Below are 13,856 nucleotides of genomic sequence, written 5' to 3'. Positions count from 1 at the left end.
CGTCAAGACCTTGGTCGCGTCGGGCAAGGTGAGAGTGACGTCCTCATCGTGTCGTTCAAGGAACTGTGAACATGAAATGTCCGTTGTGCGCAGCGGCAGACCTGGTGTCAGGCCGCCGCGACATGCCGTACACCTACAAAGGTGAATCCACCGTCATCGAAGGCGTGGCCGGTGACTTCTGCCCGGCCTGCGGCGAGAGCGTGCTCGACATCGCCGAATCGTCACGCGTCAGTGCGGCGATGCTGGCGTTCAACAAGCAGGTGAACGGCTCGATCGTCGATCCGGACTTCATCACCCAGGTCCGCAAGAAATTGGCCTTGGACCAGCGTGAAGCGGCCGAGATCTTCGGCGGCGGCGTGAATGCGTTCTCGCGCTACGAGAATGGCAAGACCAAGCCGCCGCTCGCGCTGGTGAAACTGCTCAAGGTGCTCGACCGGCACCCCGAGTTGCTCGACGAAATCCGGACGGCCTGAGGACTCCTCATGCCCTCGGCGCGCGCCCTCACCCGCAGCCAGTTTCTGCACCTGGGCGCCGCGCTGCCACTGTTCGCCACGCTGCCGATTCTTGCCCCAGCCCAGTCCCCGGGAGTCAAGCGCATGAACACCCGCCCCATCCCCAGCACCCGCGAAGCCCTGCCGGTCGTCGGCTGCGGCACCTGGATCGGCTTCGACGTTGCGACCGGCAGCGCCGAATTCCAGCGACTGCCCGGCGTCATCGGCGCGCTGTTCGCCGCCGGCGGCTCGGTACTCGACAGCTCGCCGATGTACGGCCGCTCCGAGTCCGTGACCGGCGACCTGCTGGCCACATCGAACCAGCGCGCCAGGGCCTTCCTCGCCACCAAGGTCTGGACCTCCGGCCGCGACGCCGGCATCGCGCAGATGGAGCAGTCCTTCCAACGCCTGCGCACCGAGCGCATCGACCTGATGCAGGTCCACAACCTGCTCGACTGGCGCTTTCACCTGAAGACCCTGCGCGGCTGGAAGGACAAAGGCCGCGTGCGCTACCTGGGCATCACGCACTACACCGCCTCGGCCTATCCCGATGTCGAGGCGGTGCTGCGCGCCGAGCCGCTCGACTTCCTGCAGATCAACTATTCGCTCGATGCGCCCGAAGCCGCCCAGCGCCTGCTGCCGCTGGCGGCCGAGCGCGGCGCGGCCGTGATCGTCAACATGCCGTTCGGCGGCGGGGGACTGCTGCGCCGACTGCGCGGCAGGCCCCTGCCCGCCTGGGCCACCGAGATCGGCTGCACCAGTTGGGCCCAGGTGCTGATCAAGTTCGTGCTGAGCCATCCGGCCGTGACCTGCACCATTCCGGGCACCAGCCAGCCCGAGCACATGGCTGACAACGCGGCGGCCGGCGCGGGCGAGTTTCCGGACGCCGACTTCTGGCGGCGCAATGCGGCGTTGCTGTAATAACCCAAGCGTTTTGGTTAAAATACATTCGAACGCGATGGATTCATGCCTACAGTGCTGCGCCTAGGCAAATTGCGGGTAGTGATCTATACCAACGACCATCGACCGGCGCATGTTCATGTAATCAGTCCGGACGGAGAGGCTGTGTTCGACCTGCATTGTCCGAAGGGGCCGCCCGAACTGCGGGAGAGCATGGGTTTTGCATTGCATGAATTGAACAGGATCGTGAACCAACTGCAAAGCGCCCTCGACAAGCTCTGCATTCAATGGAGCAGCATTCATGGCACTCACTGAGGCCGCATTGAAGCAAGCCGAAGCGCGAATGCAAAAACGTCGCGACGCCGGCCCTCGTGCCGTTTCGGCGCACTACGATCGCCGTGTGGGGCGGGTCGTCGTGCAGCTGAACACTGGCGTCGAGTTGGGCTTTCCACCGAGCCTCGCGGAGGGACTGGCGCAGGCCCGGCCCAAGGATCTTGTCGACATCGAAGTCAGCCCCGCCGGCACCGGACTGCACTTCCCCCTGCTCGACGTCGATCTCTACGTACCGGCACTGCTCGAAGGCATTCTGGGTTCGCGAAAGTGGATGGCGCAGGCCATGGGCAAAGCGGGCGGAGCGCAAACATCCGAAGCCAAGGCCCAAGCCGCGCGCAGCAATGGAAAATTGGGCGGCAGGCCACGCAAGAGGGTCGAAAGCTGAGCCTGCTTTGCGTACCCGAGCGGACCCGCGCTACCGATCCAGGAAGCGCAGCACCGCCGAGTTGAATTCGTCGGCACGCTCGAACTGCACCCAGTGCCCGGCGCCGTCGATCACCACGCCTTCGCGTTGAGGATGGCCGGCTGCGAGCTGCGCGACCAAGGGCCGCGAATCCGCCGTCACGTCGTGCTCGCCCCAGAGCAGCAACTGAGGGCCGCCGATGGCTTCCAGCGCGGCCTGAAGTCCGCCCGACAACGAGACCTCCTTGCTGCGAAAGCGCGTGCCGTGGCAGGAGATGTCGTGGATCGCGAAAGCCAGTGCATCGATCGCCGACTTGTCGTGCAGCATCAGCGCGGCCAGGTTGTGCAGCAACGCGGCGCGCTCCTGGTCGCGGTCCTCGGCGGCGCGCCAGTTGACCATCTCGACCGTCATGCGCCGCAGCGTGCCGTGGCCACCGCTGCCCACCAGGACCATGCGCCGGATGTGGCCCCGGCGCTGGCCGAACTTGGCGGCGACCAGGCCGCCGAACGAGAAGCCGCCGAGGTCGATCGGGGTACCGGCTCCGATCAGGCTGTCGAGCGTTCCGGACAGCGCGTCGAGCAATGGGTCGACCGCGGCCTGGCCGGGCTGCGGCTTCGGCGGCGCGTCGGACTCGTTGAAGCCCGGCAGGTCGGGCAGCCACAGCGTGCGCGAGGCCGACAGCGCCTCGGCGTTGCGCAGCCAGTGCATCCAGCTGCCGTGGCCGCCGTGCAGCAGCACCAGCGGAGGCCGCGTGTCGTCGCTGCCGAAGCAACGCCAGCGTACGCGCACGCCGTCGTGCTTGACGTCGTGGAGGGTGGCGAGCGCGTCGATGCGCGCGATCAGGTCGAGCGCATCGGCTTCGGCCTGGGGATCGAAGGTCGAGAAATAAGGCACCGCCGCATTGTGCCGCGCGGCGGCCCAGGATCAGGCGGACGCGGCCCCGAACCGGAAGCTCGACACCGAGATCCCGCCCATGAACGCATCCTCGTGGTAGATGCGTTCGCCGGCCTCGCCCTCGGCCGCGCCGACTGCGACCATCAGCGGAATCAGGTGTTCTTCTCGCGGATGCGCGATGCGCGCCGCCGGTGCCGCCGACCAGTGCAGCAGCTGCTCGATTCGCTGCTGCGGCGCGGTTCGGACCACCGCGCCGTCGAGCCAGTCGTCGAAGGCCTTCGAGACATCGCGCGCCTGCGGGCCGAAGTTGCGCAGGTTGTGATAGCTCAGGCCGCTGCCGACGATCAACACGTTCTCGTCGCGCAGCGGCGCGATCGCCCGGCCCAGCGCGATGTGCTCGGCCGGATCGAGGCCGCGCCGCAGCGACAGCTGCACCACCGGCACCTCGGCCTTCGGATAGATCGCGGCCATCGGCGAGAAGGTGCCGTGGTCGAAACCGCGCTCGGCATCGAGCGCCGCAGGCAAGCCCGCGGCCTCGAGCAGCGACTGCACGCGGCGCGCCAGTTCGGGCGAGCCCGGCGCGTCGTAGTGCACCTGGTAGGTATGGGCCGGAAAGCCACCGTAGTCGTAGATCATCGGCGGGCGCGGGTTGCCCATCACGGTGAAGGCGGGCTCTTCCCAGTGCGCCGACACCATGAGGATCGCGGCCGGCGTGCGGCCGATCTGGCGCGGCATGTCGGCCAGCGAGGCCTCGAGCTTGTCGTAGGTGGGGCCCATTTCCTTTTTCATCCACGGCCAGGGGCCGCCGCCGTGCGAGATGAAATAGGTGGGCAATCTTGAAGTCGTGGTCATGGGATGCTCCTTGAACGCCAGTCTAGAGATTTCCCGGAAGGAAATCGATAGGCTAGGATTCATCGATTCATTTCCCAGGAGGAAATCATCGATGGACCGCCTGACCAGTTTGCGCGTCTTCAGGGAGGTGGTGGAGTCGGGCAGTTTCGTCGCCGCTGCCGACCGGCTCGCGATCTCGGCCCCCATGGCCAGCAAGCACGTGGCGCAGCTCGAAAAATCGCTGGGTGCCCGCCTGCTGCATCGCTCGAGCCGACACCTGAGCCTGACCGAGGCGGGCCAGGCCTGGTACGAGCAGAGCCGCCGCGCGCTCGACCTGCTCGACGCGGCCGAGAACGCGATCGGCCAGAAGAACGACGCACCGCGCGGCCAGCTCAAGGTCAGTGCGCCCGTGTGGTGCGCCACGCCGCGCTTCGCCGCCGTGCTGTCCGGCTACCGCGAACGCTTTCCGGAGGTGCTGATCGACATGCACCTGGAAAACCGCAAGGTCGATCTCGCAGCCGACGGCTACGACCTCGCGCTGCGCGCCACGCAGGAGCTCTCCCCGGCGCTGATCGCCCGGCCGCTGTGCACCTTGCAGTTCCACCTGGTCGCCGCGCCCGCCTGCATCGCCCGCGCCGGCTTGCCGAGGGTGCCCGCCGACCTCGCGAAGCTCGACGCCGTCGTGCCGAGCTACGTCAGCATCGAAGGCCTGGCGCTAAAGGATGGCAAGGGCCGGCAGGCGCCGCTGCGGCTGCAGCCGGTGATGAAGTCCGACGACACCACCTTGACCCTGCACGCGGTGCGGGCCGGCATCGGCATGGCGTTCCTGCCCGAATGGCTGATCGACGACGACCTGGCGCAGGGCCGGCTGGTGCGGCTGGTGCCCGACTTCAAGGCCCCGGCGGTGACCCTGTTCGCGGTCTACACCAGCCGCCAGTACATGACGCCCAAGCTGCGCAGCTTCATAGACTTCCTCGGCGAGCGGCTGGGCGTCGCCGCCGGCTGACAAATCCCTTCTCGCGCGCAGCCCCGTGGCCGCCGCTACAGTGACGCCTCACTGGAGACCGCCCGCCTTGTTCCGCTTCTTCGAAAAACTGCTTCCCGCCTACCCCGCCGCCGAACCCGATTTGCCGCCGCGCGGCCTCCTCGCTTTCCTGTGGGCCTGCACCCAGGGCCTGCGCGGCAAGATCGCCGCGATGGCGCTGCTGACGGCCGCGATGTCGGCCTTCGAGGCGCTGCTGTTCGCGATGCTCGGGCGAATCGTCGACTGGCTCGGCGGCCAGGCGCCGGCGCGCCTGTGGGAAGAACGCGGCAACACGCTGATGTGGCTGGCGTTCGCGTTGGCCGCGAGCATCGGCGTGGTGGCGCTGCAGACCATCGTCAAGCACCAGACGCTGGCGGTGAACCTGCCGATGCGGCTGCGCTGGAACTTCCACCGGCTGATGCTCGGCCAGAGCATGGCCTTCTACCAGGACGAGTTCGCCGGCCGCATCACGGCCAAGGTCATGCAGACCGCGCTGGCGGTGCGCGAAACCATCTTCGTGCTGGCCGACGTGCTGGTCGCCATGGTGGTCTACGTGGCGACGATGATCGTGCTGGCGGCGGTGCTCGACCGCCAGCTGATGCTGCCCTTCCTGGTCTGGCTCGCGTGCTACATCGGCTCGCTGGTGTTCTTCGTGCCGCGCCTGGGCAAGGTCGGCAAGGCCCAGGCCGATGCACGGGCCTCGATGACCGGCCGCGTCACCGATGCCTACACCAACATCGCCACCGTCAAGCTGTTCTCGCACACCCAGCGCGAGGCCGGCTTCGCGCGCTCGGCCATGAAGGAGTTCATGGGCACCGGCTACGCCCAGATGCGGCTGGTGAGTGCCTTCGAGATCGTCAATCACACGCTCAGCATGGGCCTGACCGCCGGCATGGCCGGCACCGCGCTGTGGCTCTGGTCGCAGGGCGCGGTCGGCGTCGGCGCGGTGGCGGCGGCGACCGCGATGGCGCTGCGCCTGCAGGGCATGTCGCACTGGATCATGTGGGAGATGACCAGCCTGTTCGAGAACATCGGCACGGTGCAGGACGGCATGAACACGCTGTCGCGCCCGCGCACGGTGCTCGACGCCGCCGACGCGAAGACGCTCGAAGTGCCGCGCGGCGAGGTGCGCTTCGAACATGCCAGCTTCCGCTACGCGGATGCGGGCCGCCGGGTCATCGACGACATGACGCTGAGGGTCGCACCGGGCGAGAAGATCGGCCTGGTCGGCCGCTCCGGCGCCGGCAAGTCGACGCTGGTCAACCTGCTGCTGCGCTTCCATGACCTGGAAAGCGGCCGCATCCTGGTCGACGGCCAGGACATCGCCCACGTCACCCAGGACAGCCTGCGCGCCCACATCGGCATGGTGACGCAGGACACTTCGCTGATGCACCGCTCGGTGGCCGACAACATCGCCTATGGCCGGCCCGACGCCGGCGAGATTGCGATCCGCGCCGCCGCCGAACGCGCCGAGGCGCACGACTTCATCCAGACGCTTGGCGACGCCAGCGGCCGGCGCGGCTACCAGGCCCACGTGGGCGAGCGCGGCGTGAAGCTGTCCGGCGGCCAACGCCAGCGCATCGCGATCGCCCGCGTGATGCTCAAGGACGCGCCGATCCTGCTGCTCGACGAGGCCACCAGCGCGCTCGACTCCGAGGTCGAGGCCGCGATCCAGGCCAGCCTCTACCGGCTGATGGAGGGCAAGACGGTGATCGCGATCGCACACCGGCTGTCGACCATCGCGGCGATGGACCGTCTCATCGTCCTCGACCAGGGCCGGGTGGTCGAGGAAGGCGACCACAAGACGCTTTTGGCCCGGGGCGGCCTCTATGCCAGGCTGTGGGCGCACCAGAGCGGCGGCTTCCTGGGCGACGGCGACGACGAAGACGACGACCAGGAGAGCGGCGCCATCTCGGAGCCCTCGACGGTCTGACTCGCGAGTCCTACAGGGGGCGATGACCGCCGACTACACAAAGGGCGCGGCAGCGCGCGCACAGTGAAGACGTCTTCAACAAAGAGGAGTTTCCACCGTGAATTCCATCATCTACATCGTCGGTCTGGTCGTGGTCGTGGTTGCAGTGCTCTCGTTCTTCGGCCTGCGCTGACCCGGCAGTCTTCCTCTTTTTTCCGCCCTCGAGCGGGGGTTCACGGGGTCGCTCGCGGCCCCGTTTTTCGTGGGCCGGCGGCGCGGCATCGACGGGCATAATTTCGCGCTCCACCCCGGTGCGCCGGCACCGTTCCCCGTTGTGAAGGAAGCCGTTGAATTCCGTTGCGCTCCCCTCTTCGTTCCAGGACGCCGCCGTCACCGAGGCCGTCAAGCTGATCGAGGAAACGGGGCCGCTCGACGATGCACAGGCGGTGCGGCACGCGATGGCGCTTCAGGGCGACGCGGCGGCCCGCATCGCCGAACGCGCGCAGCTGCTGGGGCAGCGCATCGGGCTGCAGGCCGAGATGGCGCGCGCACGCGCCTGGGCGCCGTGGGTGCTGCTGGCACTGGTGGCACTGATCGTTGTCGCCGGGCTCACGCTCGCGGGCAGCGTGCTCGGGGGCGGCCAGCGGCAGATCAACGTCGTGGTGGCGCTGACCAGCCTGCTGGGCCTGCACCTGGTCACCCTGCTGCTGTGGCTTGCCGGGCTGGTGTTGCCGCTCGGCGCTTTCCAGGCCTCGTTCGGATGGCTCTGGCTGAGCCTCACGGCCCGCGTGGCCGCTGGCCGGAGCGGCCAGGCGCCGGTGCTGCTGCGGGCGACCACCCGGCTGCTGGCGCGCGCCCGGCTGCTGCCATGGGCGCTGGGGCTGGCGAGCCATGCGATCTGGACGCTGTCGTTCGCCGTGGTGCTGGCGGCGCTGCTGTTCGCGCTGGCCTTCCGCAACTACACGCTGAGCTGGGAAACGACCATCCTCGAGCCCGACTTCTTCGTACGCAGCGTCCAATGGCTCGGGCGCGCACCGGCCTGGCTGGGCTTTCCGGTGCCTGATGCGCAAGCCGTGCTGTCGCCGCTCGCGGCGGCGTCGGGCCAGCGGGCCTGGGCCTTGTGGCTCACCGGCTGCATCGTGGTCTACGGCCTGCTGCCGCGCCTGGCGCTGGCGCTGCTGAGCGCCGCGGTCTGTGCCCTGCGCAGGCAGGCGCTGCAGCCCGATCTGTCCGAACCCTATTTCCAGCGGCTGCTGGCGCGCTTCGACGCCCTCGCCCCGCGGCAGATCGTCGATGCCGACCCGGGCCGGATCGCCCACGGCAGGCCCGCGCACCTGTCGGCCGGTGACACCGCCGACACCCTGGTCGCGATCGGATTCGAACTGCCGCCGGAGCAGGATTGGCCTCCGGTCTCGCTCGACACCGCCGCCCGCATACTGCGCATCGACGGCAGCGCGGCGCAACGGCGCGAGTTGCTCGACATGCTGGCGCACATTCGCCCGCGCCGTGCCGTGATCGGCTGCCGGGCCGCCGCCAGCCCGGACCGCGGCACCGAGCGCTTCCTGCGCGAGGTGATGGCCCTGTGCGGCGAATGCCGGCTGTGGCTGGTCGGCGCGCCGGACGACGCCGCGGCCCGCGGGCGCTGGCAGGCCTGGCTGGCCGATGCCGGCCTCGACGCGCTCGGCGTCGCCGAAGCCCCGGAGGCCGTGATGCACGGCTGGGCATGACGGAGCCGATCCGCATCGCCGTGGTCGGCCATGCCAATGCCGGCAAGACCTCGCTGCTGCGCACGCTGACACGGCGCGTGAATTTCGGCGAGGTGTCAGAACGTCCCGGCACCACGCGCCACGTCGAGGCGGTCGATCTGCGGGTCGACGGCGCGGCCGCCGTCCGCTTCCTCGACACGCCGGGGCTGGAAGACGGCGTGGCGCTGCGCGAGCACATCGACAGCCTCGACAAGGCGGCCACGCCGCCCGAGCGGATCCGCCAGTTCCTGCGAGGCCCGGAGGCGCACGGCGTGTTCGAGCAGGAGGCGAAGGTGCTGCGCGCCTTGCTCGAGGTCGACGCCGCCTTCCTGGTGATCGACGCCCGCGAACCCGTGCTGCCCAAGTTCCGCGCCGAGATCGAATTGCTCAATGCCTGCGCACGGCCGGTGCTGCCGGTACTGAACTTCGTGCGCGATGCGGCCAGCCGCGAAGCGGCCTGGAAAGAGCTGCTGTCGGCCTACGGGCTGCACGTGGTGGTGCGCTTCGACGCGGCGGCGCCCTTCGTCGGCGCCGAGCGCGAGCTCTACCGCGACCTCGCGACCCTGCTGCGCGACCGACGCGCAGCGCTCGACCGGGTGGCCGAATGCCTCGAGGAGGAAGCCGCCCAGCGCCGCCGGGCGGCCGGCACGCGCATCGCCGACTTGCTGGTCGATGCCGCATCGATGCGGCGGACGGCGTCGGCCGACGACTTCGCCGATCCGCCGACCCGCCAGCGCCTCGTCGGCGAACTGCAGAAGTCCGTGTTCGACAAGGCGCAGCGCTGCGCCGACGACCTGCTGGCGCTCCATGGCTTTCGCGAAGGCGACGCCGACGAAGCCGCCTTGCCCTTGCTCGAAGGCCGCTGGGCGATGGATTTCTTCCACCCCGAGGCGCTGAAGGATGCCGGCATCCTGCTCGGCAAGGGGGTGGCCGTGGGCGCCGCCGTCGGCGTGGTGGCCGACCTGGCGCTCGCCGGCCTGTCGCTCGGCGCCGGCGCGGCGCTGGGCGGCGCCCTCGGCGGCGCCGTCTCGCAGGGCCTGGGACCACTGGGCCGCAAGCTGGTCAACAAGCTGCGCGACGTCCATGAACTGACGGTCGAGGACCGGGTGCTGTTCGTGCTAGCGGCCTGGCAGCTCGAACTGCTGCGCGCGCTCGAGTCGCGCGGCCACGCCGCGGTCGACCGCATCGCGAACAGCTCTGGCGAACCGGCGGCGGCGGCCCGGCGCGCGCTGGCCGACCTGGTGCGAGCGGCACAGCCGGCGCGCAGCCACCCGGAATGGGAAACCGGCAGCCGCCTGCGCTGGCGCGAGGCGCCGCAACGGCAGGCGCTGGTGGCCGCGGTCGCGCGGCAGGTGCCGGCCGCGCTCGCGGCCCTGGCCGGCCCTTGAACCGGTCGGCCCCATGCCCTCGGGGCGATCCGGATTGCAGCATCATCCCGGCCATGGAAAACACCTCTCCCCGCCCGCTCGCGATCATCAAGGTCGGTGAAACCTTCGACGCCCTGCGTGACCGGCGTGGCGACTTCGAACACTGGATGGCCGACGGCCTCGGCGACACCCGGCTGCCGGTCGTGGTGCTCGACCCGCGCCGCGGCGACGCGCTGCCCTCGCCCGACCAGATTTCGGGCGCCATCGTGTCCGGCTCGCACGCCATGGTCTCCCACCGCGCACCCTGGAGCGAAGCCACCGGCCGCTGGCTCGCGCAGCTGGTCGCTCACGGCACGCCGGTGCTCGGCATCTGTTTCGGCCATCAACTGCTGGCCGATGCGCTCGGCGGCGAGGCCGGCGACCACCCGGGCGGCATGGAGATCGGCACCGTCGAGGTCGAACTCCAGCCCGAGGCCGCCGACGATGCCCTCATGGCTGGCCTGCCCGCGCGCTTCGAGGCCCATGTGGTGCATCGGCAGAGCGCGCTGCAGCTGCCCGAAGGCGCGGTCCGCCTCGCGGGCAATGCCTTCGAGCCGACGCAGGCCTTCCGGATCGGCGACCAGGCCTGGGGCCTGCAGTTCCATCCCGAATTCGACGCCGAGATCATGCGCGGCTATGTCGATCACCTGGGCGACGACCTGCGCGGCCAGGGCCTCGATCCGGCGGCGCTGCGCGACCGGGTGGCCCCCACCGCGCTCGCGGCCGGGCTGCTCGGCCGGTTCGCCCGCATCGCCGAGGCGCACGACGCCTTGGCGACAGCGACCTAGCGTCCAAGGATGCCGCGCTGTGGCGCGGGTTCTGGCGCAAGGCGAACGAGGTGCCGAGGGTGTGGCGCGTGCCATTCGATCCGACAGGGCCGGCTCGGCATCAGAATGCGACTACACGCCCCGGCTCGCGGTTGAGCTAAGGTGCAGTCGCATTTCTCCATGGAACCCAGCATGTCCACTTCAGCCCCCGCGCCGGCCCGCAAGCATTTCTCGATGATTCGCGGCTTTCATCTCGCCGATGCGTTCACGCTCGGCAACGCGGCCTGCGGCGTCGGCGCCATCTTCCTGGCGATGGCCTTCATGCGCAGCCAGTCGCTGGCGCACTTCCTCTGGGCCGCGGCGCTGGCGCCCGCGGCCTTCGTCTTCGACGTCTTCGACGGCCGCATCGCGCGCTGGCGCCAGACCCACTCGGCGCTCGGCCGCGAACTCGACTCGCTGGCCGACGTGATCTCCTTCGGCGTGCTGCCGGCGACCCTGGGGTTTGCGGCCGGCCTCGATGGCGGCTGGGACTGCGCGCTGCTGATCTATTTCGTCTGCTGCGGCGTGAGCCGCCTGGCGCGCTACAACGTCACGGCCGAAGCGCTCTCCGAAGGCGCGGACAAGGTCAAGTATTTCGAGGGCACGCCGATCCCGACCAGCGTGGTGCTGGTCGGCGTGCTGGCCCTGGCGGCCCGGCAAGGCCACATTGGCGACGCCATCTGGGGCGGCGCATGGTCCATCGGGCCGTGGGTGCTGCATCCGCTGGCCCTGTTGTTCGGCCTCTCGGGCACCTTGATGATCAGCAAGACGCTGCACATTCCGAAGTTGTGACGCGTCGATGACGGCCGACCGCCGGCCTGCGGGTTCAACCTGCCTAGAATGGCCGCACCGTCATCGTCGGAAACGCGCCGTGTCACTTTCAGCCTCACGCGTCCTGGTCGCCCTCCTTCTCGGCCTGCTCCTCACCGGCTGCTCCAGCCTGCCCGGGAAGGTCGAACGCTCCGAGTCCCAGGCCCTTGTCAATACGGCCGATACCCGGCTGGCCAAGGCCTTCGGTCCCGCGGTGACGGCCCATCCGGACCAATCCGGCATCCGCGCGCTGCAGTCGGCCGAGGACGCCTTCGCGGCCCGCATTCTCCTTGCCCGCCGCGCCGATCGCAGCCTCGACCTGCAGTACTACATCTGGCGCAACGACACCACCGGCAAGCTCATGTGGCAGGCCCTGTGGGACGCGGCCGAACGCGGCGTGCGGGTGCGCGTGCTGCTCGACGACGCCAACACTGGCGGCCTCGACCCGATGCTGGCGGCCCTCGACGCCCATCCCAACATCGAGGTCCGGCTCTTCAATCCGTTCGCGAACCGGGGCCTGCGGCTCGGCGACTTCGCCTTCGACTTCTCGCGCGTCAATCGGCGCATGCACAACAAGTCCTTCACCGCCGACAACCAGCTCACGATCGTCGGCGGCCGCAACATCGGCGACGAGTACTTCGGCGCCAACATGGAAGTCGGCTTCCAGGACCTGGACGTGGTGGCGGTCGGCCCGGTGGTGCGCGAAGTCTCGACCGCCTTCGACCTGTTTTGGAACAGCCCCTCGGCCTATCCAGCCGCCAGCCTGCTGGGGCCGCCGGGCCCGGGCGCGCAGGCCAATCTGAAGGCTGGCTGGGACCAGGTCAGCCGCGATCCCGAGGCCACGCGCTACCTCGACGCCGTGCGCCAGACCCCGCTGCTGCGCGAGCTCGACGAAGGCCGCCTGACGCTCGACTGGACCACCGCCCACGTCATCCACGACGACCCGGCCAAGGTGCTCGAGTCGACCGACCGCAGCGACCTGCAGATGATGCCGCTGCTGGTCGCGGCCTTCGGCCAGCCTCGCCGCGAACTGGACCTGGTCTCGCCCTACTTCGTGCCCGGCAAGGACGGCACCAGGTCGCTGGTGAAGATGGCCGGCTCGGGCGTCAAGGTCCGCGTGCTGACCAACTCGTTGGCGGCGACCGACGTCAGCGCGGTCCATGCCGGCTACGCCAAGTACCGCAAGCAGTTGCTCGAGGGCGGGGTCCGGGTCTACGAGCTGAAGCCCGGCGACGCGGTGCCACCGCCCGAGAAGGACAAGGAACGCGCACGAGACGGCGGAGTTCCCGGCAGCGGCAGCCGCGGCAGTTCGGCTTCCAGCCTGCACGCCAAGACCTTCGCGATCGATCGCGAGCGCATCTTCGTGGGTTCGTTCAACCTCGATCCGCGATCGGCCCGGCTCAACACCGAGATGGGCGTGATCATCGACAGCCAGAACCTGTCCGGCCAACTGGCCCGGCAGTTCGACACCGCGATCCCCGCCAAAGCCTTCGAGGTGCGGCTGAAGGCGGACGGCCAGGGCATGGAATGGATCGAGCAGGGGCCGCAGGGCGAGGTGCGCTACACCACCGAACCCGGCGCCGGCGCGCTCAAGCGGAGCTGGATCGACTTCCTCGAAGTGCTGCCGATCGAATGGCTGCTGTAACTCCCCTCCACCCGGAACCCACCCGATGAATCCCGGCCTGCTCCAACTCGCCACCCTGGCCGCGGCGCATCCGCTCGTGCCGGCCTGCGACCACTTCTACTTCCTGCGCCATGGCCAGACCGAGTGCAATGCTCGGCGCATCTTCCAGGCCGCCGACGAACCGCTCAGCGCGCTCGGCCTGCAGCAGGCGGCGCGCGCCGCCGAACTGCTTGCCGGCGAGCCGATCCGCAGCATCGTGAGCAGCAATGTGCATCGGGCACTGACCACGGCGCACGCGGTGTCGGCGCCGCACGGCATCGCGCCCTGGGTGCACGAGGGCCTGCGCGAGCGCCACTTCGGCGAACTGATCGGCACCTCGTCCGCAAACATCGACTGGGCCTGCGCGCCCACGGGCGGCGAGACCCTGTCCGAGTTCGTGGCCCGCAAGCGAACCGCCCTCGACCAGGCGCTGGCGCAGCCGGCACCGGTGCTGATCGTGGCGCACGGCGGCTCGCTCTACGTGCTGGCGGCGCTGCTCGGCGTGCCGGTCGACATGGGACTGCTCGGCAACGCGCAGCCGCTGCGCTTCGAACGCGACGGCGCCGGCTGGCGCGTCAGGTCGCTGCTGCAGCAGGTCGACGGCGGCGCCGCCATTGCCTGACAACTCTTCGCGGAAC

14 protein-coding genes are annotated in these 13,856 nt (G+C 69.5%); 12 read left to right on the top strand and 2 right to left on the bottom strand.

Features of this window, described 5'->3' with window-relative positions; genetic code table 11:
* The first annotated feature begins 71 nt into the window (after positions 1-71).
* From QZH52_RS15655 to QZH52_RS15640, 4 genes are read left to right on the top strand one after another with little or no spacing between them, the layout of a single operon-like run.
* Positions 72-473 (top strand): type II toxin-antitoxin system MqsA family antitoxin, encoded by a 402-nt coding sequence (locus QZH52_RS15655; RefSeq protein ID WP_301810671.1) that lies wholly within the window; start codon positions 72-74, stop codon positions 471-473.
* Between the two features lie 9 nt (positions 474-482).
* Entirely contained in the window at positions 483-1,412 is a 930-nt protein-coding gene (locus QZH52_RS15650; RefSeq protein ID WP_301810669.1) for an aldo/keto reductase, read from the top strand.
* Between the two features lie 45 nt (positions 1,413-1,457).
* On the top strand, positions 1,458-1,706 hold the full coding sequence (locus tag QZH52_RS15645) for a DUF4160 domain-containing protein (protein WP_301810668.1): 249 nt from the start codon (positions 1,458-1,460) through the stop codon (positions 1,704-1,706).
* Positions 1,693-2,109, top strand: a complete 417-nt coding sequence (locus QZH52_RS15640) for a DUF2442 domain-containing protein (RefSeq protein WP_301810666.1) — start codon at positions 1,693-1,695, stop codon at positions 2,107-2,109. Before QZH52_RS15645 ends, QZH52_RS15640 begins: the two co-directional genes overlap by 14 nt.
* A gap of 30 nt (positions 2,110-2,139) precedes the next feature.
* Here QZH52_RS15640 and QZH52_RS15635 read toward each other — a convergent pair whose 3' ends face one another.
* Positions 2,140-3,021 (bottom strand): alpha/beta fold hydrolase, encoded by an 882-nt coding sequence (locus QZH52_RS15635; protein WP_301810665.1) that lies wholly within the window; start codon positions 3,019-3,021, stop codon positions 2,140-2,142.
* A 30-nt stretch (positions 3,022-3,051) separates the two neighbouring features.
* Entirely contained in the window at positions 3,052-3,873 is an 822-nt protein-coding gene (locus QZH52_RS15630; RefSeq protein WP_301810663.1) for a DODA-type extradiol aromatic ring-opening family dioxygenase, read from the bottom strand.
* A gap of 91 nt (positions 3,874-3,964) precedes the next feature.
* Here QZH52_RS15630 and QZH52_RS15625 point away from each other — a divergent pair, with 91 nt between their 5' ends.
* The 8 genes from QZH52_RS15625 (at position 3,965) to QZH52_RS15590 (ending at position 13,840) form a co-directional block, all read left to right on the top strand.
* Positions 3,965-4,858, top strand: a complete 894-nt coding sequence (locus tag QZH52_RS15625) for a LysR family transcriptional regulator (protein WP_301810662.1) — start codon at positions 3,965-3,967, stop codon at positions 4,856-4,858.
* A 67-nt stretch (positions 4,859-4,925) separates the two neighbouring features.
* A complete protein-coding gene (locus tag QZH52_RS15620) occupies positions 4,926-6,809 on the top strand; it encodes an ABC transporter ATP-binding protein (protein ID WP_301810661.1) in 1,884 nt (627 codons plus the stop codon).
* A gap of 326 nt (positions 6,810-7,135) precedes the next feature.
* Positions 7,136-8,515, top strand: coding sequence for a DUF2868 domain-containing protein (locus tag QZH52_RS15615; protein WP_301810660.1), 1,380 nt, complete (start codon positions 7,136-7,138; stop codon positions 8,513-8,515).
* Entirely contained in the window at positions 8,512-9,921 is a 1,410-nt protein-coding gene (locus QZH52_RS15610) for a GTPase/DUF3482 domain-containing protein (protein WP_301810658.1), read from the top strand. Before QZH52_RS15615 ends, QZH52_RS15610 begins: the two co-directional genes overlap by 4 nt.
* Positions 9,922-9,974: 53 nt before the next feature.
* On the top strand, positions 9,975-10,727 hold the full coding sequence (locus QZH52_RS15605) for a glutamine amidotransferase (RefSeq protein WP_301810657.1): 753 nt from the start codon (positions 9,975-9,977) through the stop codon (positions 10,725-10,727).
* Positions 10,728-10,898: 171 nt separating this feature from the next.
* Positions 10,899-11,537, top strand: a complete 639-nt coding sequence (locus QZH52_RS15600) for a CDP-alcohol phosphatidyltransferase family protein (protein ID WP_301810655.1) — start codon at positions 10,899-10,901, stop codon at positions 11,535-11,537.
* Positions 11,538-11,616: 79 nt separating this feature from the next.
* Positions 11,617-13,200 (top strand): phospholipase D family protein, encoded by a 1,584-nt coding sequence (locus tag QZH52_RS15595; protein ID WP_301810653.1) that lies wholly within the window; start codon positions 11,617-11,619, stop codon positions 13,198-13,200.
* A gap of 25 nt (positions 13,201-13,225) precedes the next feature.
* Complete coding sequence (locus tag QZH52_RS15590; RefSeq protein WP_301810651.1) at positions 13,226-13,840, top strand: histidine phosphatase family protein; 615 nt, start codon at positions 13,226-13,228, stop codon at positions 13,838-13,840.
* Positions 13,841-13,856: the final 16 nt, after the last annotated feature.

This window comes from Variovorax ginsengisoli, from assembly GCF_030486595.1.
Lineage (GTDB): Bacteria > Pseudomonadota > Gammaproteobacteria > Burkholderiales > Burkholderiaceae_C > Variovorax > Variovorax ginsengisoli_B.
The sequence above is the reverse complement of the archived record's forward strand: the minus strand, read 5'-3'. Positions and strand labels throughout refer to the sequence as shown.

Excerpts from the sequence above, each read along its gene's own strand:
- QZH52_RS15655 (WP_301810671.1), top strand. The coding sequence starts at position 72 with ATGAAATGTCCGTTGTGCGCAGCGGCAGACCTGGTGTCAGGCCGCCGC.
- QZH52_RS15650 (WP_301810669.1), top strand. The coding sequence starts at position 483 with ATGCCCTCGGCGCGCGCCCTCACCCGCAGCCAGTTTCTGCACCTGGGC.
- QZH52_RS15645 (WP_301810668.1), top strand. The coding sequence starts at position 1,458 with ATGCCTACAGTGCTGCGCCTAGGCAAATTGCGGGTAGTGATCTATACC.
- QZH52_RS15640 (WP_301810666.1), top strand. The coding sequence starts at position 1,693 with ATGGCACTCACTGAGGCCGCATTGAAGCAAGCCGAAGCGCGAATGCAA.
- QZH52_RS15630 (WP_301810663.1), bottom strand. The coding sequence starts at position 3,873 with ATGACCACGACTTCAAGATTGCCCACCTATTTCATCTCGCACGGCGGC.
- QZH52_RS15625 (WP_301810662.1), top strand. The coding sequence starts at position 3,965 with ATGGACCGCCTGACCAGTTTGCGCGTCTTCAGGGAGGTGGTGGAGTCG.
- QZH52_RS15610 (WP_301810658.1), top strand. The coding sequence starts at position 8,512 with ATGACGGAGCCGATCCGCATCGCCGTGGTCGGCCATGCCAATGCCGGC.
- QZH52_RS15605 (WP_301810657.1), top strand. The coding sequence starts at position 9,975 with ATGGAAAACACCTCTCCCCGCCCGCTCGCGATCATCAAGGTCGGTGAA.
- QZH52_RS15600 (WP_301810655.1), top strand. The coding sequence starts at position 10,899 with ATGTCCACTTCAGCCCCCGCGCCGGCCCGCAAGCATTTCTCGATGATT.
- QZH52_RS15590 (WP_301810651.1), top strand. The coding sequence starts at position 13,226 with ATGAATCCCGGCCTGCTCCAACTCGCCACCCTGGCCGCGGCGCATCCG.